This window comes from Aeromonas sp. s7(2024), assembly GCF_040907825.1.
Lineage (GTDB): Bacteria > Pseudomonadota > Gammaproteobacteria > Enterobacterales > Aeromonadaceae > Aeromonas > Aeromonas veronii.
In genome coordinates, this window is sequence record NZ_JBFOCM010000035.1 from 144,450 (window position 1) to 163,164 (window position 18,715).

Sequence of the window (18,715 nt, forward strand, 5' to 3'; positions counted from 1 at the left end):
ACAGCGAGGGTGAGTCTCGTCATGGTTCACGCCCTTACCTGCATTTTTGTTCGGCACTTTAGTCTGGCTGGGGCGGGTAGCGGATGTCCCGCAGGTTGAATCCCAGCGGAATATCCCGCTGCAAGTGCACCAGCCGCTGGGCCAGCAGGGCCTCATCCTGATGTTGGCGCAGCTTGAGCAGTGGCTTGGCTGCGTCCTCTTGCTGACAGGCTTCGAGCATGGCTGCCAGATTGCCATATTGCTGCAACAGTTGGGTGGCGGTCTTGGGGCCGATCCCCGGAACTCCCTTGATATTGGAACCGCTGATACCGGTCAGGGCCCAGAAGTCGACCAGCTGAGCAGGGGCTACCCCATATTGCTGCTGGACGAAGGCCGCATCCAGCCAGCGCTTGTTGAAGTAGTCGCGCACCCGGATCTGCGGGCAGATCAGTTGGCAGAAGCCCTTGTCGGTGGAGATGATGGTCGCCTGATGGCCATGGCTGGCGATGCCGCTGGCGAGGGTGGCGATGAGATCATCCGCTTCATCGGTCTCGGAGAGCAGGGCATCGACACCGCACTCCCAAAAGGCATCCTGCAGGGTCGCCAACCCCTCACGCAGTTCAGGGGGCATGGGGGTTCGCCCCTCCTTGTAGGCCGGATAGACCTCTTTGCGCCAGCTATGCACCTCGCCATCAAACACGGCAATGACATGGGTCGGCTCGCTATTGGCCAGCAGCTTGCGGCAGGTATTGATAAGGTTGGCTCGGGTGGCAACCAGCGACTGGGCAGGGGTCAGTGCCTGCTGGGCCTGTACCGCGTGCAGACGGCGAATGAGATTGAGGGCATCGATGATGAGCAGGTGTGGCCGGATAGTTGACATGGGGCACTCTTGGCGGTCGGGACGCCCCATTGTAACAAACCGCTCGCCTTATGGGGGATTGATGGCGGTCGGGAAGGCATAGCGCCAATCAAGAGGGGCGCCGCTGCGCCCCTCTGTCGATGATGTATCTGTACCCTAGCGGACGATTTCGTAGCAGGGCACATACTGGCTGCCCGGCAGCTTCATCCGCTGCTGCTTGACGAAGCTCTCCAGCAGTTTGTCCATCAGGTGCATCAACTCCTTGTCTCCGTGCAGCTTGAAGGGGCCCTTCTTCTCGATGGCGCGAATGCCCCCTTCCTTGACGTTGCCAGCGACGATGCCGGAGAAGGCACGACGCAGGTTGGCGGCCAGCAACTGGGGCGGCTGGTTGCGGTGCAGATCCAGACTGGCCATGCTGGCGTGATCCGGTTCGAAGGGGAGCTGGAACTCCGGCTCAATCTTGAGGGACCAGTTGAAAGAGTAGGCATCACCGACCGATTTGCGATATTCGCGGATTTTCGGCATCGCCTCCTTCATCACCCGGGCCACTTCCGGTGCATCGCCGACAATGATCCGGTAGAGCTTGGTCGCAGGTTCACCGAGGGTCGCCTTGATGAAGTCGTCGATGGCACGGAAGTAGTCGGCACTCTCTTTCGGGCCGGTCAGGATGATGGGCATCGGCTGCCGCTCGTTGGCCGGATGCATCATGATGCCGAGCAGATAGAGCAGCTCTTCGGCGGTGCCGACCCCGCCCGGGAAGATGATGATGCCATGGCCCAGACGCACGAAGGCTTCCAGCCGTTTCTCGATATCCGGCAGGATCACGAGCTCGTTGACGATGGGGTTGGGCGGTTCTGCCGCAATGATGGAAGGCTCCGTGAGGCCGATGTAGCGGCCGTTGCGCACCCGCTGTTTGGCATGGCCGACGGCGGCCCCCTTCATCGGGCCCTCCATGGCACCCGGGCCACAGCCGGTACAGATGTTCAGCTCACGCAAGCCCAGCTCGCTGCCCACGGCGCGGGTGTACTGGTACTCGATCTCGTTGATGGAGTGGCCACCCCAGCAGACGATCAGGTTGGGATCGGCGCCGGGCAGGATCACCTTGGCGTTGCGCAGAATGGCGAACACCACGTTGGAGATGTGAGTGGAGTTGGTCAGATTGACCAGGCGGTTGGACTCGAGCTGATTGGAGACATAGAGAATGTCGCGCAGCACCGAGAAGAGGTGCTCCTGAATGCCGCGAATGATCTCGCCATCGACAAAGGCGTGCTCGGGGGCATTGAACAGTTCCAGCTTGACCCCGCGCTCGCGCCGGATCACATGAATATCGAACGATTTGAAGCGCTCCAGGATCTCCTTGGAGCTGTCGGTATGGCTACCTGAATTGAGCACTGCCAGCGAGCAGTTGCGAAACAGTTGATAGATATCGCTGGAGGCAGTCTGCTTGAGGCGATCCACCTCAAGCTGTGACAGCAAATCCATGCTGCCAACGGGATTGATGTGCGTAATCATAGGTTCCCCTTTACTCACTTGTTATCGTTGTGTTTTTCCCTGGGGAGAAAAGGGGACGCTATGTTGCATCCCCTGAGATCGATAGTAGTGGTAACAGAGGGTGGAGGGAAATAGGGCGCCGACTGTTCGCTGTTTTTTTAGCCGCTTGTCAGGCCAGAGTCACTTGATCCCGACCGGTGTGCTTGGAGTGGTAGAGCGCCTTGTCCGCCCGTTCAAACACATCTGACGGGTTGTCCCCATCCTTGAACAGGGTTGCACCGATGGAAATGGTGATCTCCACCTTGGCATCGCGAAAACGGAACGGGATGCTCTTGATGGTCTGGCGCAGGGTCTCCAGCGGCTTCTGGAACTTGTCCGGGTTGATGTTGGGCAGCAACACCACGAACTCTTCTCCACCAAAACGGGCGATGAAATCTGTATCACGCAGCGCGCTTTGCAGCGCCTTGGCGACTACTTTCAGCGCCTTGTCACCCGCCATATGGCCGTAGTTGTCATTGATGTTCTTGAAGTGATCGATGTCGATGATCGCCATGCAGAGCGGAGTGCGGTAACGAAGCCAACGTTTGTACTCCTGCTCCAGCCGTTCATCGAGGGCAGCCCGGTTGTGCACCTGGGTCAGGCTGTCGAGGAACAGCTTGTGTTTTTGAATGGTCAGCCGCTTCTTGTACTCGGCGGTCTCCTCCTTCATCAAGCGCAGCTTGGACTCCATGGTGGAGAGGCGGGTGAGCAGGTGACGCTCCCGCGCCGCCGTGCTGTCACGCTCCTGCAGCAGCAGGTTGATGGCGCCCATATGGCCGGAGATGGCGCGCTTGAGCGCATCGATGGAGTTATGGCTGGCCAGGGAGTGATCGATCGCCTGCAACTCGTTGACCAGCGCCTCGCGGGTCTCGCGGGTTTCGTTTTGCAGTGCACGCCCCTCATCGAGGGATTCGGTAAACCCGACATGTACTGCGGAGAGGCTTTCGTTGAGGGAGCTGAGGAAGGCGCGGGAGGCTTTGCGTTCCTCACGGGTGCCTTCGATGATGAGCTCGATCACCTGCAGGCAGGTTTCCGCCAGCAGGGCAGGGTTGATCCCGATCAGCAGTTGGCGGCGAATGTCGCTCAGGCTCTCGCCGATGGCGCCGGCAAAGTCGAGTTCGGTGATAAGCCGCTGCAGCTCATCGGCGATACGGGCGTGATCCTTGAGATCAAACGGGTCGACATCGGGCTGGCCATCGTTGCTGGCAGTATCGCCTTCTTGTTGAGTTGCACCTGAAGGTGCCAACAGGGGTTGGCTTGGCAGCAGCTGGATCTTGATCGCCTGCTGGTAGAACTCCAACAGCTTGATCACCTTCTTTTGGTGATCGGCAATGCCGTAACCGGCGGGACTTGCCAGAAATTCCTTGAGAGACTTGCGGGTCTCTTCCGGGAAGCCCTTGATGTTTTTCAGCTGTTTGGATCCAAGCTCGATGGCGGTCTGGGTCAGGGTGATCGACTCTTCCAGCACATTGCTGTGCTGCTGCAGCAGTTTTTCAATGGCCAGCAGATCCTCGTCTAGCGCGGTAAATGCGGGATTGTTATCCAGTTTCTGCTTGAGCTTGGCGAAGCGATTGTCCAGCTCGCGGTCGAAGCCACGGCAGGAGAGCATCAACTTGTTGATAAACTGAATACCACGGGCACGCTCTGCATCGGAAAACGACAGTACGCCGTCGAGTTCCAGCTGTTTCTGCTGAAGGGATTCCCTGAGTCTTGCCAATTGTCCTGCTACGGCAGCGATGTCATTCATTATCAGGTCGCCCTGTTGTCATTATTGTTTTTGGTGTTGGATAGCAACAGTGGTCGAACCTGGTTTCGATCCTCGCCTGTTATCTACATTATTTCCTAGTGGTTATCGGCTGCCGGCTTCCTTGCAAGGCTGGGCCAATTAACCCATTGCTTTTCATGAGAAGAATTGACTTTTACCAGTCCCTTGTCAATTGCCATCAGGCCGCATTGCCACACATCTCCATTAAAAAATGCCGCTTGTTGGCAATCGATCGCAGCCAGCTCCAACCAGGCGTTTTGCTGGCATTTTTCACTGAGCTGAATGGCTCCCGACAGGGCGAGATAGCAGAGGTCAAACAGGCCATTGTGATCGAGCGCGGTCGCCGCTTTCGGCAGGAAGGGGTGACTGACAATCCCGAGGCTGATCCGGCGATCCAGCGGATAGTTGCAAGGGAAGGCGGCGATGGCGGTCAGCAGGTCTCCCGCCAGTTGATGCAGGTTGGTCACATGGCGCTGTGGCACCACATAGAGCATGTGTCCTTCACGCAAGTCATAGATACGGCCATCTTGCGGGGTCAGGGTGTCCATATAGGCACCAAAGGCCTGCTCGATTTCTCTGCTGGCCTGATAGCCGTGGCGCTCCAGCGTGTTGACCAGGAAAGGCACCCGGAACAGCAGATAGTGCAGCTTGTCATCGAACTCGCTTGAGGGCTGTTCACTGAGGTACCAGCGATCCGATTTCAGCTGGCGCTTTGCCATCTCCCGCGGCCAGCGGTTCATCAGCCGCTGCCAGTTGGCCAGCCCCGAGCGTGGCTCGATCAGCAGGGCCTCATTGGTCCGTTTCAGTTGCAGGCGGGCGGTACGCAGCTTGAGCCAGAGGGTGAAGAAGAGGTAGATAAAGAGCGCCAGCAGCAGGCTGGTGGTGATGCTCGACCAGAGATAGCGCTCCTGCTGATGCTGGCTGTTGTTAAGCCGCTGCTCCAGCTCCTTGATATGTTGCACCCGCTCGACCTGGACATAGTTGTCACGGATCGCCGCCTGCTCCATGGCCTGCTCCTGCTGGCGCACCTCCTCGCCAAGTCGGTGGAAGCGCTTGTAGCTGTCGAGAGCCTGACGCAGATACCCCTTCTGCTCATAGGCCAGCGACAACAGGCGGAATACCTCGTACTGGCGGCGGGTATCGCCGAGCTGATTGGCCAGTGCGCGGGCGTTCTCCAACTGCAGGATGGCGATGGCGGCCTCCTGTTTCTTCAGATAGAGCTCGCCGAGCAGCAGCAGAGTATCGATCAGCGGCTCTTTGGCATCGCTCAGCTCATGGGACTGACGAGCCGCATTGAGGTAGTTGCTGGCCAGCGAGAGGTTGCCGCTTTGCAGGTAGGTCTTGCCGATTTCGTATTTGAGCAGGGAGGCTTGCGGTCGGTTGCTCCCCTCATCGAGCAGATCCAGCGCATTGAAGAAGTAGACCAGCGCCATATTGAGGTCGCCCTGCTCGCGGTTGAGTCGCGCCAGCACCATGAGGGAGTCGCACAGCAGGGAAGGGTTGCCGATGGAGTGGAAGTAGTTGGCCGCCTCATTGGCATACTGCAGCGCTTTCTGGGGCTCTTGTTCCTGCTGGTAGAGTTTGACTATCTGGTTCGACAGCAGGCCGAGAAAGAGCGGGTCATTGAGGCTTTTGGCCTGTTGCTGGGCATCGATATATTCCCCCAGCGCCAGCTGTGGCTGCTGCAGCGCGCGATAAAGGTCGCCGCTGATGGCGCTGACCCAGGCACTGGCGAGGGGATTGGGGGTCTTGGCGGCCCAGATCCGCGCATCTGCCAAGTGGGCCTTGGCATCATCGAAGTGCTGGTTCTCGATGTCGTAGCTGGTGCGTTGCAGGCGGCCATAAATCTGGAGCTGGCTCTGCTTGAGCGTGGGGACGGCCAGTTGTTTGTCCAGTTGATCCATCAGGGCGCGGCTGGTGCTCTGGTTATCCGGTTTGAGGGCCTGACTGCGGATCTTGAGATAGAGGCCGTGGGCCTTGAGTTCCGGTTGCCGCTCTTTGTCTGCCAGCGTCATCGCCTTGTCGAGCGCTTGCTGGGTGGCCTGATATTGGCCCAGTTGCAGCAGACACTCCCCTTTGAGCAGGTGGGCGCCTATGGTCTGGGCCGCCGTGCTGTAACTCAGGATGGGTTCGCGATAACCGAACTCCTGGCGATTGCTGATGATTTGCTGGGGATTATTGGCTGCGCGCGTCAGGAAGGCGGTGGTGATCTGGACGCATCTGGCAGGATCGGTCAGTACCATCGATTGCGCTTGTTGCAGATCGATAGAGAGTTGCTCCTTGTCCAGATCCAGATTCGGAGCTGACAGGGAGGACATCATCATGGCCAGAAAAAACAGTTGATTCATTGGATTAAGGACGGCGCAGAGGTGTTGGCATGTTATCCAAGCCCCCCCCTGCGAGTCCAGCGTTTACTGTGGTTTGCTGGTGGCCGGCAAGTGAGTTTCGTCTGGATTTTATTATCCAGCCCCCTTATCCCAGCTGCGCAAAGCATCGATTGAAACCTTTTTACCAGTCATGGAGGGCAGTGCGACTGCCCTCTCTGTCGCAGCCCGACTTTATTGGCGGATCAGACGCAAGTTGGCGGGCACGGCTTCGAAATCGGAGCGGAACGGGTTGATGTCGAGGCCGCCGCGACGGGTATAGCGGGCATAGACGGTCAACTGCTCAGGCTGGCAATAGTGCTTGAGGTCGATAAAGATCCGCTCGATGCACTGCTCGTGGAACTCGTTGTGCTGGCGGAACGAGATGAGGTAGCGCAGCAGCTTCTCCCGATCGAGTTTCGGCCCCTTGTAGCGGATCACTACAGAGCCCCAGTCTGGCTGGCTGGTGACCAGACAGTTGGATTTGAGCAGGTGGCTGTGCAGGGTCTCTTCTACCTGTTCGCTACCGGCCGCCCCTTGCAGCAGGGACGCATCAAACTCGTAATTGTCTACCTCGATATCCTGCTCGTCGATGCACTCGCCGGGCAGCTGGGCAATCTGGTGCGGCGCCTTGTCGAGGGGGAACAGGGTCACCTTGACGGTCTCACCCGCACAGGCACTCAGATCCTTGGCCAGCATGGCGGCGACTGCCTCGATAGAGTCGCAACGGGTCTGGTTGAAGGAGTTGAGGTAGAGCTTGAAGGATTTGGATTCGATCAGGTTCGCACTGGTGGCCGGAATGGCCACTTCACCCACCGCCACCATCGGCTTGCCCCTGGCATTGAGCCAGGAGAGCTCATAGAGGGTCCAGACATCACAACCGGTAAAGGGGAGATCATCGCCCAGCTGGAGATCATCCCGGTTCAGGCTGCGGGGAACCGGCTGCAGCAGGGAGGGGGTGTACTGGCTGATGTAATCGGATTGCTGGCCCAGGCTCAGGCCGGTCAGGGCGCTGGCCCCGGCGTATCTATCTTGTTTGCTCACAGGGTTGCTCACGTAATGTGTTCATGATGAGTGGAATGAAACGGGCCATTGCAGGGCCGGATGGTTGCAGCCGTCTGGCTTGGGCGTCGGCCTCTCTGTATCCCGGGTTCTGTTTCTCGGGTCACTAGGTCGGCTGGCAACCTTGTCTGTTACCGGGTTTGGTGGTGCAATAGCGGACTTTGCCAGCAATTGTGGGGATTTTCGATGTCGGATCAAGTTTTGTCTGCCCTGGAGCACTTTTTTGCCCGCTGGCAACGGGATGGCGAGGCCAGACGAGGCCTGCCCCTGTGCGAGTGGGAGGCGGACTGGCGTTCCCCCTGCCAGCTTGGTGAGCCCGCCGATGGTCGGGTGGCCTGGCGCCCTCACCAGCGCTCCGAGCCCGGCGATTTCACCGCCATGAACGAGGCGCTGGAGCTGCAGCTTCATCCCGCAGCGACCACCCTGTTTGGCCACTGGTTCAGTCGCCCCATCCCCTGCCTTTTCAAGGGGCTGCGCCTTGAACTGATCTTGCCGTGGAACGACGGGGATCTCGACCTGCTCAGGGAGAACCTCATCGGCCACCTGCTGATGCTGCGCAAGCTAAAACGAACCCCCTCCATCTTTATTGCCACCACCCGTAACGAGATGACGCTCATCTCGCTGGATAACGAGAGTGGTCAGGTGTGGCTGGAGTGGCTCGATTCCGGCCGCCGTCTGACGTTGGCGCCCTCCTTGCCGGCGTTTCTGGAACGGCTTGAGACGTTGCCGCAATAGCACCTGCTCGAGCCAAGGTTACCCATCGGAACGAAAAGAGCCTTGCCATGCGGCAAGGCTCTTTTTTATGGCATCGCGTACAGGGAACGCGCTTAATCCTTGAAATCCCAGGAGAGGTTGGAGACCAGACGGCAGCTGTCGCACTTGAAGTCGAAGATCTCGTGCAGTGGCTCTGCCAGCGCCCACTCACCGCCGCAGCTGGGGCAGGGGCGCGCCTTCTCCTCGGCGGCGCTCAGCCCGCCCACCCGATAGAGGTAGTAGTAGGTGGGGATGCCGCTCAGCACTTCCAGCCGTTTGGCCAGATCGCTGCCGCGCCGGTAGAGGCGGCTGCCCACTTCGCCGATTTCGTGCAGCGCCGCATGTTCGGCGATGGAGCCGTTCATCTGCAACTGATCGCACGCCTCCCAATCCTCCTGCCACTTGATGATCTGTTTCTGATCGCCGTTGGCGACCGCGGGCAGTTGGTAGAGCGGAATGGGGGCGAAGTGGTCGCCACAGCGCAGAGGCGAGCAGGTGTGCAGGAAGCTGGTGTAGAGCATCATCCAGCTCGGTCGCTCGCCCTGCTGGCCGCAAGGATCTGTGCTATCGGAGAGCAGATCCGCCCCCTGCAGCTGGAGTTTTGGCGCTAGCAGCCCGGCCTGATTGAGCTGCTGTTCGGCCAGTTTGACCTGCTCGCTCTGGTTGTCGGGGTGCAGGCTATCCTGCTCCGGGCAGACTACCCGACTGACGAAATAGCCGTCATGCATGCTGGTGGGGAACTCCCGCCCGAGGATCTGACCCTGATAACGCAACATGTCGAGGTAGTTGACGATGGCCCGCTCGGCTTCGCCAAGGGAGGTATCGCGGTAACACTCAAAGCAGAGTTCGACGATATACATGGCTCAGCCTTGCCCCTGCTGGAGGAGCAGGTCGGTCAGGCGATCCACCTTCTGTTCGATGCGCGCGAGCTGTTCGGCGAGTTGCTGCAGGGTGAGCTCCGGTGCTGGCTGAGGCACAGCCTCTGGCAGGATCTCGCTCTCGGCGGTCGCAACTGGCTGCTGCTTCCACTGGCTCAGCACTTTCAGCAGCTCGGCCATCGGCACAGGCTGGGTGAGGCGGGCCTTGATCATGGCGGTGGTGGGCGTCAGGCCCTTGGCGGCCAGCTCGTTGGCAATTCGGATGATCTCGTGGGCGGACATAAGCATGCTCTGGGTGAGAAGGGGGGATCGATATCGGGGCGGGATCTTAACCAAAGCCAGCAGGGGAGGAAAGGGGCGGGCGGCTTAGCGGGGCTGGCGCAGCATCACATCGAGCTGGTCGATCGCCTCGCACCAGTCGGAGTCGTTCCACAGGGCATCGCGCAGAAAGCTGGCCTGGGCGGCGTTCCAGAAACCGGCCTCCGGCAGCAGGGTTTCATTGTCGAGGTGATGGTCGTGCACAAAGCGGTGCAGGCTCAGCTCGTCGTTGGCCATCCCGAGCTGGGCAAACAGGGCTGGCAGATCGTGGACAAGGGGTTCCATCTCGTCTCTCCCTTTGTTTAATCCCTGAGATTATAGACAGGCACAGCCATCGGGCGCAGAGACGAGATTGGGGATCAGGCAGAGGGAATTCGATGGGGGGGCAGATCAACACCCACGACGTGCAGCCCCTGCATCTTGAGGGTGCCCTGATAGTGGCTCTCGCCATCGCTGGAGAATTCAAACTGATAGTGGGTCAGCAGCCGCAGGGGATTATGTGCCAGCTCCCGCCGATGGCGAGCCAGTGACAGCAGTTGCAGATCATGGTGCTGGCAGTAGCGGCGCATGTATTGCCAGGCCACTTCTGCCTGTTGGCGTTGCAGCCAGAACAGGCCGGCTACGGCAATCAGCAACAAAATTCCGAGCATCTCTCCCATAGGCGGGCTTCCTTATCGTGATGTCGATAACCGGGAGTCCTGCTCGGCACTCCCGATCTCCTTTTCTATTTCCCGCCGTGTTGCCTCGTGGCGTGAGGGGGAGGCGAGGGATCAGGCCGAGGCAAACAGACGGCCGATGGCCTTGCCCAGCGCATCGCTGCGGTCGGGGTCACGCAGTCTGGCCAGCATATCATTGCGCAGGGCCGGTAAAGTGACCAACTCGGCAAAAACCTGATTGAAGAACTGGGTCGGTTGCAGTGCCAGCTGTTCCAGATAGTGGCTGAGCAGATTGGCATCTTTCAGATCGGGCCAGAGCCGGCCCGCAATGGCGAGCAGCAGCGCCGGGCTTGGCTGGGTTTGCAGCAGGGTCAGCAGCTTGTTGGTGCGCAAAGTGCTGCCGGGGCAGGAGGCCATGGCGCGGCAGAGGTAGGCCAGGGTCTCAGGGTTGGGGGCGGCGCACTCCTGCTCCTTGCCGATCCGCTCAAGCAGGGCGCCTTGTACTGCTGGCGGCAGCGGGGCGTTTTCAAGGCTCTGGCAGAGGGCATAGAGCGGCTCCTGCGGCAGTTTGGGCAGCGCCTTGCAGATCAGCGCCAGATTGCGCTCATCATGTAGCCGTTCGGCCAGGTCGGCAAAGCCCTGCAGCCCCAGAGTCTGCCAACCGGTGTCGTTGGGGGCGGCCAGATAGTGGCAGAGGGCATCGTAATAGGCAGAAGGGGCCTGTTCCAGCTGGCGCGCCAGTTTGGCGTGCAGACTGGCCATCTTGGCCTCCGCCGGGCGGAAGGTGTAGGGATTGTCGGCCAAGCGCTGGGCTTTTTCCTCGTCCAGATCGCCGGTGAGCTTGTAGCCCAGGGTCTCCACCACCTGATCCATGAACAGCTTGGGACCATTTGACATCAGCAGGCCGCGCTCATCGAGGGCGAATTTGAGGAACCAGAGGTAGTGGCGAGACTCGCTCGGCTGGAAGAAGTGCACACCCAGCCAGGCGTGCTGTTGCAGCGGCCAGGGATAGGGCTCCTGCTGCTGTTCGATGCGCACAAAGGTATCGCTTGCCAGTGGCCGCACCTGGCGGCCCATGTCAAACAGCTGGAACTGGGTGCCAGCCTGAGTCAGAAATTCGGTCAAGGTATTGATGGCAGTAGGCGTCGCAGACATGGTGAGATCCGGCTAATGGTGATGCGGGCCGATTATAAGGCCCTTGCCGAGGATAGCCAGTGGCAGCAGACGTGCGCTGCGGCAGATATCAACATGGCAGCCATGCGGGGGGAGGTGTATAGTATCGCCCTTTTTTAAAGGCGGCAGGCCGCGCTGGCTGCCGTGTATGTCGATGAGCCGGCTGAATCGCCGGTGCTGCGCGACCGAATGTATCGGCATTCTGGCTGACCCTGTCGGGTCGGCGGATCAATCTGTGGTTATGAGGAAGAGAGCGAGATGAATCAATATTTGCTGGTAGCTGGCCTGTTGGGGGAACTCACCGCCGAGTTGCAGCGCCTTGAGCGCTGGCAAGCTGACCATCCCGGTGACGAAGCCCTAGCAAGCACCCTGCCTTTTTGTGTCGATACCCTGAGCTTTGATCAGTGGCTGCAGTTCGTGCTGATCCCGCGCATGGAGCAGCTGGTGATGTTGCAGGCGCCGTTGCCCACCAGCGTCTCCCTTTATCCCATGGCCAGCGAAGTCTACAAAGAAGATCTGGCCGAAGCAGAAGCGCTGCTGCGCCTGATCGCCCGCTTCGATCTGCTGCTCTCCGGCAAAGTGATCGAACAATGATGCCAGATCAAACCCGAGAAGAGAGTGACTTGAAGCTGACCCTGCTCTATCAGGATGAGTGGCTGGTGGCGGTCAACAAGCCGTCCGGTCTACTGGTGCACCGCAGTTGGCTCGACAAGGGCGAGACCCGTTTTGCCATGCAGATGACCCGGGATCTCATCGGTGGTCGCCATGTCTATCCGGTGCATCGCCTCGACCGACCCACCTCCGGTGTGCTGCTGTTTGCGCTCGATCCGGTGATTGCCCGCGCACTCACCGAAGCCTTCACCCAACGTCAGGTGCACAAGGAGTATCTGGCATTGGTGCGCGGTTGGGCGCCCGAGCAGGGGGTGATCGACTACCCCCTCAAGGAGCAGCTGGACAAGATTGCCGATGCCATGAGCAACCCGGATCGTCCGGCGCAGGATGCCGTCACCACCTTCCGGCGCCTGCATCAGGTCGAGCTGCCCCACGCGGTCTCCAAGAAGCACCCCACCAGTCGCTACAGTCTGGTCAGATTGTTCCCGAAGACCGGCCGCAAGCATCAGCTGCGCCGCCATATGGATCACCTGTTCCACCCCATCGTCGGGGATACCACCCACGGGGATGGTCGTCACAACCGTTTCTTTCGCGAGCACTTTGGCTGCGAACGGCTGTTGCTGGTGGCCCGCACCCTGAGCTTTACCCATCCGGTGCTCAAGGTGCCGATGCGGATCCAGGCTCCGCTCGGTCAGGATGTGTTGCGCTTGTTTGCCGAGCTGGGCTGGCCCGCCAGCGAGAGCGACTACTAAGCGCCTGATCTTCAGCCTTGAACCGGTGGCATCTGACGCCAGCTTGCTGATAGAGTTGCTCAAAAGAGTGACTCAAGCAGGGAGAGGAGAATGGCGCAGATCGATATCGTGGTAGGAACTGTCTACGGCGCAGCCATGCTGGTGGCCGAGACCTTGGCAGATGAGCTGGAACGCAAGGGGCATCACTGTTCTCTGCACGAAGAAGCACGGCTGGCGGACATTGACCCCGGCCGTTTTTTATTGCTGGTCAGTGCCACCACCGGGCAGGGGGACATTCCTCCCAATCTGCAGCCCTTTGCCAGCGAGCTGGCTGACAAGGCGCCCTGGCTCAAGGGGCTGCGGTATGCCCTGATTGCCATGGGTGACAGCAGCTATGACCATTTTTGTGGCGCGGGCCGTCGGCTGGACGGGTTGCTGCAAGAGCTGGGCGCCACGCGAGTGATGCCCCCGCTGGAGCTGGATGCCACCGTGCACGATGAACCCGAACAGGTGGCACTCAGCTGGCTGAAAAAGTGGGATATTCAGCCCTGAATATTCTTTGAAATAGAGCCATATCAATCCCCTGATCCTTAACTGGCAGGGGATTGTTATTTGCACAAATGTCATCTCACTCAGCAAGCATATTTCCCACGCTTATTGTCGATAGTGGCGGAGGGATATTTTCCCCTTTTGGCATTCCATCGGCGTAATGGTTTCAAGCGCACCGCAGACCCGTTCTCCAAATAAAAGTTCAATCTTGAAAGCGATCTCAGTCATGTTTTTGTCATTCGAACGTAAAATAATGACTTTGGTTCAGTCGCAAATTAATTGCTGGTAACGCTTTCAAGTTTGGTGCGATCGCTTGTTCTGCGATTTTATTGGTTAATTGTTGCCTTGTTGGACGTTTTTTTGCTAACAGGTGTTGTGGCGATCGTTTGCCGAGCGATTTGTCGCCATTTTGTGAGTCGCTTCATATTTGTCGTGAAATACGCTCCCTATAATCAACCTCGGTTATCACCAACAGGATTACATGGTGATAAGAAGTTGAATATTCAGGATCACACTCCTCACTGCGGGAAATAAGGAATATGACAATGAAAATGAAGTGGCTCCCGATTGCAGCAGCTGTTACTGCCGCCCTGGCTTCCCAAGCCGCCTTTGCCGTAGATTTCCACGGTTACTTCCGTTCCGGCGTCGGTGTTTCCGATAACGGCGATATGCAAAGTTTGGGAACTGCGGGTAAAAACCGCTTGGGTCGTCTTGGTCAAGAAAATGACACTTATGGTGAAGTTCAGCTGGGCCAAGAGGTTTACAACAAGAACAACCAGACTTTCTATGTCGACTCCATGTTTGCCATGACCTCAAACCAGAAGCGTGACTGGGAGAGTGTTGATGGAAAAGATGCAGACTTTGCTCTTCGCCAGTTCAATGTGCAGGCTAAAAACCTGTTTGGTGGGAACGAAACCCTGTGGGCGGGTAAGCGTTACTACCAACGTCATGACATCCATATCTCCGATACCTACTACTGGGATGTTTCCGGTGCCGGTGCTGGTGTAGAAAATATTGAGGTTGGTCCTGGCAAGCTCTCTGTTGCTGTACTGCGTAACGACCCATGGGATGCAATTACTGGTGATCCATCAGCAAAGACAATGGATACCAACGTATTTGATATCCGTTATGCCGGTATCCCGTTGTGGACTGATGCATCTCTTGAAGTTGGTTATGACTTTGCCATGGCCAACCCGACTGATTTGCAAGACAAGCAGAATCCTAATATCAACGATGGACACATGCTGACCGCCGAGCTGACCCAGTCAATGTTGGGTGGTTTCAACAAGACTGTAGTTCAGTACTTTATGGATGGTCTGGCTGCTCAAGGTGTTAGCTATGGTGCCGGTTCAGGGAGTGGTCTGCAGTCTAACTCCAGCAGTGGTGATGGCTTCCGTCTTATCAACTGGGGTGTATTGCCAGTTGGTGACAAGGTTGAATTTGGCCATCAGTTGATTTATGCACAGGCCAAAGACTTTACTGAGTGGGGCACTCAGTATGACGATAAAGATACTTTCTCTGCAGTAGTTCGCCCGATGTACAAATGGAATGATGTAATGAAGACCATCGCAGAGGTGGGTTACTTCAAGGATAACCAGACCAAGAAAGGTGGGGTAGAGTCCTCCACTGATGGCACCAAGTATACTTTGGCTCAGGCTTGGTCTGCTGGTTCCGGCTTCTGGGCTCGTCCTGAAATCCGTGTTTTCGCCTCCTATGTACAGCAAGATGGGGCTTTCCGTGCAGATAGCAACGGAGTTAACCAAGACGATGCTTGGAACTTCGGTGTACAAGCTGAAGCTTGGTGGTAATCTCTCCATCACCTGATTTCAAGTCGCCCCCGCTTGTCGGGGGCTCTTTTTTTCAAGATGGCGTGTAGGGTATGCAGATGAAATATAGCAAGGTAGCGTTGACGATTTTGTGTTCCACTCTGATGACGGCATGTGCGTCGCTTGAGGCAACGGTGGCTCCGACTCAGGAGTACAAGAGCATCCTCGATAGCCGTGCCAGCGCACTTCAGCAGCTCGGCTCAGCCACCGTATGTTGCACTAATATCAACGAGTTGCAGTATCAGCCGTTGGCTGCTGAGCAGAAAAGAGTGGTTGCCATAGATGGCAGCTCTCCGGCATTCAACTTCCCGGAAGGCAAGAGCTATTACGCCGCCTTCAAATTGCCGACCAATTCCGGTGATCTCAAGATCACAGTTGCGGGTCTGATTGACAAGACATTGTTTAACCCCACAGTGTTGCTGCTGGATTCCCAGTTCAAGCCGACCCGCACCATTGGTGCTGACATCATTACCTACAAACCAGCGCGTATGTTGGATGGCGATCGGGTTGAAGGCGTCTTTACCATCGACCGTTCCTATGTCGGCAATCCGAACAATGAAACCTATATGGTGATTTACACCACTCAGGCAACCTTGAGCCAGACCACCCAAGCCATGAGTCCTTCCAAGATGATGGCCAAGTCCTTGAGCGTGCAGGATTATGGTGCCAAGGATCCGTTGATCCCGCACTCTGCATGGGGTGTGGTCAAGATTGATGTGGAAGATATGAGTGCCAGTGCACTGGGGGATAACTTCTACAAGCCGGTTTACCAGGAAGCGATCGATGCCAATACACCGATCGTGGATGCGACCCCTAACAAGTTGGTTGTGCCAGTTGCTACCGCTGCAACTGCAGTGGCTGGGGCAACCGCAGCCAAACCTGCTCCTGCCATGTTGAGTGAAACAGAAGCCTTCTACCAGAGTCAGATCGAAAAAGCGGTCAAGGCGGGGGATATCGACAAGGCGATGAAGCTGGTGAACGAGGCCGAGCGGGCCGGTTCAACCAAGGCAAAAAGCGTGTTTATTGATGCGGTCAAGCGCTCGCAAAAATAGAATAATACGACCATTTACTGGTCAGATATATTTATTGAGGCCTCCCTTGTTGGAGGCCTTTTTAATCGGTAGACTGTAATAAATAAAAATCACGCCGTTACATTAGGTTACAGTGAGTTGCTTTTTGATGTAAACAGTATTATTAAAATACAAAGTGAAACTGCTATTTATATGTCTTTGTAATAAAGTGATAATGCAGATTATTAACTTGTATCAGATGCGTTTTTTAGCCGCTAAACAAGTTGTGATCTTCCCTCCAAATTCAATATTCCCCCGCCTTCGAAAGCAGCAATTTATGACCCGCTGGGTTATATTCTGATGGTCAAAATAAACAAGCCCGACTCGAAGATATCTGAATGAATCAGTGCTTATTTCATCCAGATAGATCGTTCAGGGACGACAATCCATTCAGGAGCGCACACAATGTTCAAAAATGCTTTCTCTAATCTGCAAAAGGTTGGTAAGGCGCTGATGCTGCCAGTATCAGTCTTGCCAGTCGCAGGTATTCTGCTGGGGGTGGGTGCTGCCCACTTCAGCTGGATGCCGGAAATTGTCTCCCAGTTGATGGAGCAAGCCGGTGGTTCCGTATTTGGCCAGATGGCCCTGCTGTTCGCAGTGGGTGTTGCTCTGGGCTTTACCAATAACGACGGTGTATCCGGTCTGTCAGCCATCGTTGGCTACGGCATCATGGTTGCAACCCTGAAGGTCATGGCACCTGTGATGGGTGTTGAAACCATCGAAACCGGCGTGCTGGGTGGTATCCTGGCCGGTGGTATCGCTGCTTGGGCCTTCAACCGTTTCTACAAGATCCAGCTGCCAGAGTACCTGGGCTTCTTCGCGGGCAAACGTGCCGTACCCATCATCACCGGTTTCCTCTCCATCGGTCTGGGTGTGATCCTGTCCGTGATTTGGCCGCCAGTGGGTGGCGCCATCGGCGCCTTCTCTGACTGGGCTGCCAACCAGAACCCGGTACTGGCCTTCGGTATCTACGGCGTGGTTGAGCGCTCCCTGATCCCGTTCGGTCTGCACCACATCTGGAACGTACCGTTCTTCTATCAGGCTGGTACCTGCGTCAACGGTGCCGGTGAAACTGTTCACGGTATCATGACCTGCTTCCTGACTGCTGATGACGCTTCCCGCGCTGCCGGTAACGGCTTCGGTCAGCTGGCTGGTGGCTATCTGTTCAAAATGTTCGGTCTGCCTGCTGCTGCGTTCGCCATTGCTCACGCTGCCAAGCCGGAAAACCGTGCCAAGATCGTTGGTATCATGGCCTCTGCAGCCCTGACCTCTTTCCTGACCGGTATCACCGAGCCGATTGAATTCTCCTTCCTGTTCATCGCTCCGGTTCTGTACGCAATTCACGCTGTACTGGCTGGCCTGGCTTATGTGCTGACCAACTCTCTGGGTATCGTACACGGTCACACCTTCTCCAACGGCTTTATCGACTTCGTGGTGCAATCACCGCGTGCCGACAACATGCTGCTGCTGGTTGGTCTGGGTCTGGTTTACGCGGCCATCTACTACGTGGTATTCAGCTTCGTTATCCGTGCCATGAACCTGAAAACCCCGGGTCGTGAAGACGAGACTGCTGAAGAGGCCGTTGGCCAAGGCAAAGACGAGATGTCTGCTGCTCTGGTTGCCGCCTTCGGTGGTAAAGAGAACATCGCTTCTCTGGATGCCTGCATCACCCGTCTGCGTGTTGGCGTGAAAGATGTTGCCAAGGTTGACCAGGCTGGTCTGAAGAAACTGGGTGCTGCCGGTGTGGTAGTGGCTGGTTCCGGCGTTCAAGCCATCTTCGGTACCAAGTCCGACAACCTGAAAACCGACATGGACATCTGGATGAAGAGCAACTAATTCTGTTGCCTGAATACCAGAGTTCTTGAAGAGGGAGGCGAAAGCCTCCCTCTTGCTATTTTTGGTTGCTTGTAGCGTGCGAGTCGCTGTAGATCGATCTCGGCAGGAGTCTCTTTGCCCAAGATGCGATATGTAACGGGATGCCCTCTGTCGGCATTGTGCCTCGCTCGCCTTATCGCACACAATCACCAGATCAACCTTATAGCCAGATAAAGTCATCCAGTAATCAGCCAATAAAAAGAGCGCCACCTGGGCGCTCTTTTGTCGAGTCGAGGGGATTAGAGTTTCTCCAGATCCCGTTCGATTTCGCTGATCTTGTTCTGTACCACTTTTTCCAGATGGCGCAGGTCGCGCAGGATCTTCTGCTTGATGTCCGGGTCGGCCTGCTGATGGACGCCCTGGGTCAGGTTATCCAGCTCATCCACCACATATTTGAGGTTGGCGTTGATCTCGGTGACATCCTTGTACTCATGGGTACCGGAGTCGACCAGCATGGTCTTGCGCTGGCGGGGATACTTGAATTTGACACTCTTGGCGAAGAACTCGCCCTTCTGCTTCTTGAAGTAGATCTTGAGGATGTCGTGGTTGGCCTCCTGGCGCAGGGTGTAGCTGTCGACGGAGGCGGGATCCTGGATCCCCAGGCTCTTCAGATTCTCGTACATCAGGCTTCCTCGGTTTGAAACGATCCTGTCCCATCCATCTTAACCGATGCCTCATGGCTTGCCTGTGACAGGGGCGCCAAAATGAAAAGGGCG

At 57.1% G+C, this 18,715-nt stretch carries 18 protein-coding genes; 7 read left to right on the forward strand and 11 right to left on the reverse strand.

Annotated features, from left to right (window positions below; genetic code table 11):
- Positions 1-58 precede the first annotated feature (58 nt).
- The 5 genes from xni to queF form a co-directional block, all read right to left on the reverse strand.
- Positions 59-859: a flap endonuclease Xni gene (xni, locus tag AB5Y73_RS14980; RefSeq protein WP_107682454.1), complete on the reverse strand. Its 801-nt coding sequence runs from the start codon at positions 857-859 to the stop codon at positions 59-61.
- A 135-nt stretch (positions 860-994) separates the two neighbouring features.
- Positions 995-2,350, reverse strand: coding sequence for a nucleotide 5'-monophosphate nucleosidase PpnN (ppnN, locus tag AB5Y73_RS14985; protein ID WP_019445906.1), 1,356 nt, complete (start codon positions 2,348-2,350; stop codon positions 995-997).
- A 148-nt stretch (positions 2,351-2,498) separates the two neighbouring features.
- Positions 2,499-4,115, reverse strand: coding sequence for a diguanylate cyclase (locus tag AB5Y73_RS14990; RefSeq protein ID WP_118854225.1), 1,617 nt, complete (start codon positions 4,113-4,115; stop codon positions 2,499-2,501).
- Between the two features lie 95 nt (positions 4,116-4,210).
- On the reverse strand, positions 4,211-6,481 hold the full coding sequence (locus AB5Y73_RS14995; protein WP_118854224.1) for a hypothetical protein: 2,271 nt from the start codon (positions 6,479-6,481) through the stop codon (positions 4,211-4,213).
- A 210-nt stretch (positions 6,482-6,691) separates the two neighbouring features.
- The gene (queF, locus tag AB5Y73_RS15000) at positions 6,692-7,540 is read right to left on the reverse strand and encodes an NADPH-dependent 7-cyano-7-deazaguanine reductase QueF (RefSeq protein WP_181497532.1); all 849 of its coding nucleotides are present in this window, start codon (positions 7,538-7,540) and stop codon (positions 6,692-6,694) included.
- A gap of 204 nt (positions 7,541-7,744) precedes the next feature.
- On the opposite strand from queF, the gene syd reads away from it, so the two are divergent.
- Complete coding sequence (gene syd, locus AB5Y73_RS15005) at positions 7,745-8,293, forward strand: SecY-interacting protein (RefSeq protein ID WP_118854223.1); 549 nt, start codon at positions 7,745-7,747, stop codon at positions 8,291-8,293.
- Between the two features lie 92 nt (positions 8,294-8,385).
- Here syd and AB5Y73_RS15010 read toward each other — a convergent pair whose 3' ends face one another.
- From AB5Y73_RS15010 to AB5Y73_RS15030, 5 genes are all read right to left on the reverse strand, one after another.
- A complete protein-coding gene (locus tag AB5Y73_RS15010) occupies positions 8,386-9,171 on the reverse strand; it encodes a Zn-ribbon-containing protein (protein ID WP_110303303.1) in 786 nt (261 codons plus the stop codon).
- 3 nt (positions 9,172-9,174) lie between these two features.
- Complete coding sequence (locus AB5Y73_RS15015; protein WP_005343755.1) at positions 9,175-9,471, reverse strand: DNA-binding protein; 297 nt, start codon at positions 9,469-9,471, stop codon at positions 9,175-9,177.
- Positions 9,472-9,555: 84 nt separating this feature from the next.
- Positions 9,556-9,792 carry a DUF2789 family protein gene (locus AB5Y73_RS15020; RefSeq protein ID WP_005338602.1) on the reverse strand — a complete coding sequence of 79 codons (237 nt, stop codon included), beginning with the start codon at positions 9,790-9,792 and terminating at the stop codon, positions 9,556-9,558.
- 74 nt (positions 9,793-9,866) lie between these two features.
- Positions 9,867-10,166, reverse strand: a complete 300-nt coding sequence (locus AB5Y73_RS15025) for a DUF3301 domain-containing protein (protein WP_005338600.1) — start codon at positions 10,164-10,166, stop codon at positions 9,867-9,869.
- 111 nt (positions 10,167-10,277) lie between these two features.
- Positions 10,278-11,318, reverse strand: coding sequence for a DUF3549 family protein (locus tag AB5Y73_RS15030; RefSeq protein ID WP_103251461.1), 1,041 nt, complete (start codon positions 11,316-11,318; stop codon positions 10,278-10,280).
- Between the two features lie 276 nt (positions 11,319-11,594).
- Here AB5Y73_RS15030 and AB5Y73_RS15035 point away from each other — a divergent pair, with 276 nt between their 5' ends.
- The 6 genes from AB5Y73_RS15035 to ptsG all read left to right on the forward strand — a co-directional run bounded on the left by AB5Y73_RS15035 (position 11,595) and on the right by ptsG (position 17,960).
- Positions 11,595-11,930: a YqcC family protein gene (locus AB5Y73_RS15035; protein ID WP_005338596.1), complete on the forward strand. Its 336-nt coding sequence runs from the start codon at positions 11,595-11,597 to the stop codon at positions 11,928-11,930.
- On the forward strand, positions 11,927-12,700 hold the full coding sequence (gene truC / locus AB5Y73_RS15040; RefSeq protein ID WP_041202291.1) for a tRNA pseudouridine(65) synthase TruC: 774 nt from the start codon (positions 11,927-11,929) through the stop codon (positions 12,698-12,700). The genes AB5Y73_RS15035 and truC overlap by 4 nt, the downstream gene beginning before the upstream one ends.
- A 90-nt stretch (positions 12,701-12,790) precedes the next feature.
- Positions 12,791-13,231: a flavodoxin gene (locus AB5Y73_RS15045; RefSeq protein ID WP_019445214.1), complete on the forward strand. Its 441-nt coding sequence runs from the start codon at positions 12,791-12,793 to the stop codon at positions 13,229-13,231.
- A 542-nt stretch (positions 13,232-13,773) separates the two neighbouring features.
- The gene (locus AB5Y73_RS15050; RefSeq protein WP_042081112.1) at positions 13,774-15,036 is read left to right on the forward strand and encodes a maltoporin; all 1,263 of its coding nucleotides are present in this window, start codon (positions 13,774-13,776) and stop codon (positions 15,034-15,036) included.
- A 77-nt stretch (positions 15,037-15,113) separates the two neighbouring features.
- Positions 15,114-16,106, forward strand: coding sequence for a MalM family protein (locus AB5Y73_RS15055; protein WP_181294854.1), 993 nt, complete (start codon positions 15,114-15,116; stop codon positions 16,104-16,106).
- A 423-nt stretch (positions 16,107-16,529) separates the two neighbouring features.
- On the forward strand, positions 16,530-17,960 hold the full coding sequence (gene ptsG, locus AB5Y73_RS15060) for a PTS glucose transporter subunit IIBC (RefSeq protein ID WP_005338586.1): 1,431 nt from the start codon (positions 16,530-16,532) through the stop codon (positions 17,958-17,960).
- A 278-nt stretch (positions 17,961-18,238) separates the two neighbouring features.
- Here the strand turns inward: ptsG and AB5Y73_RS15065 are convergent, their stop codons facing one another.
- Positions 18,239-18,622 (reverse strand): DUF3461 family protein, encoded by a 384-nt coding sequence (locus AB5Y73_RS15065; RefSeq protein ID WP_005338583.1) that lies wholly within the window; start codon positions 18,620-18,622, stop codon positions 18,239-18,241.
- Positions 18,623-18,715 lie beyond the last annotated feature (93 nt).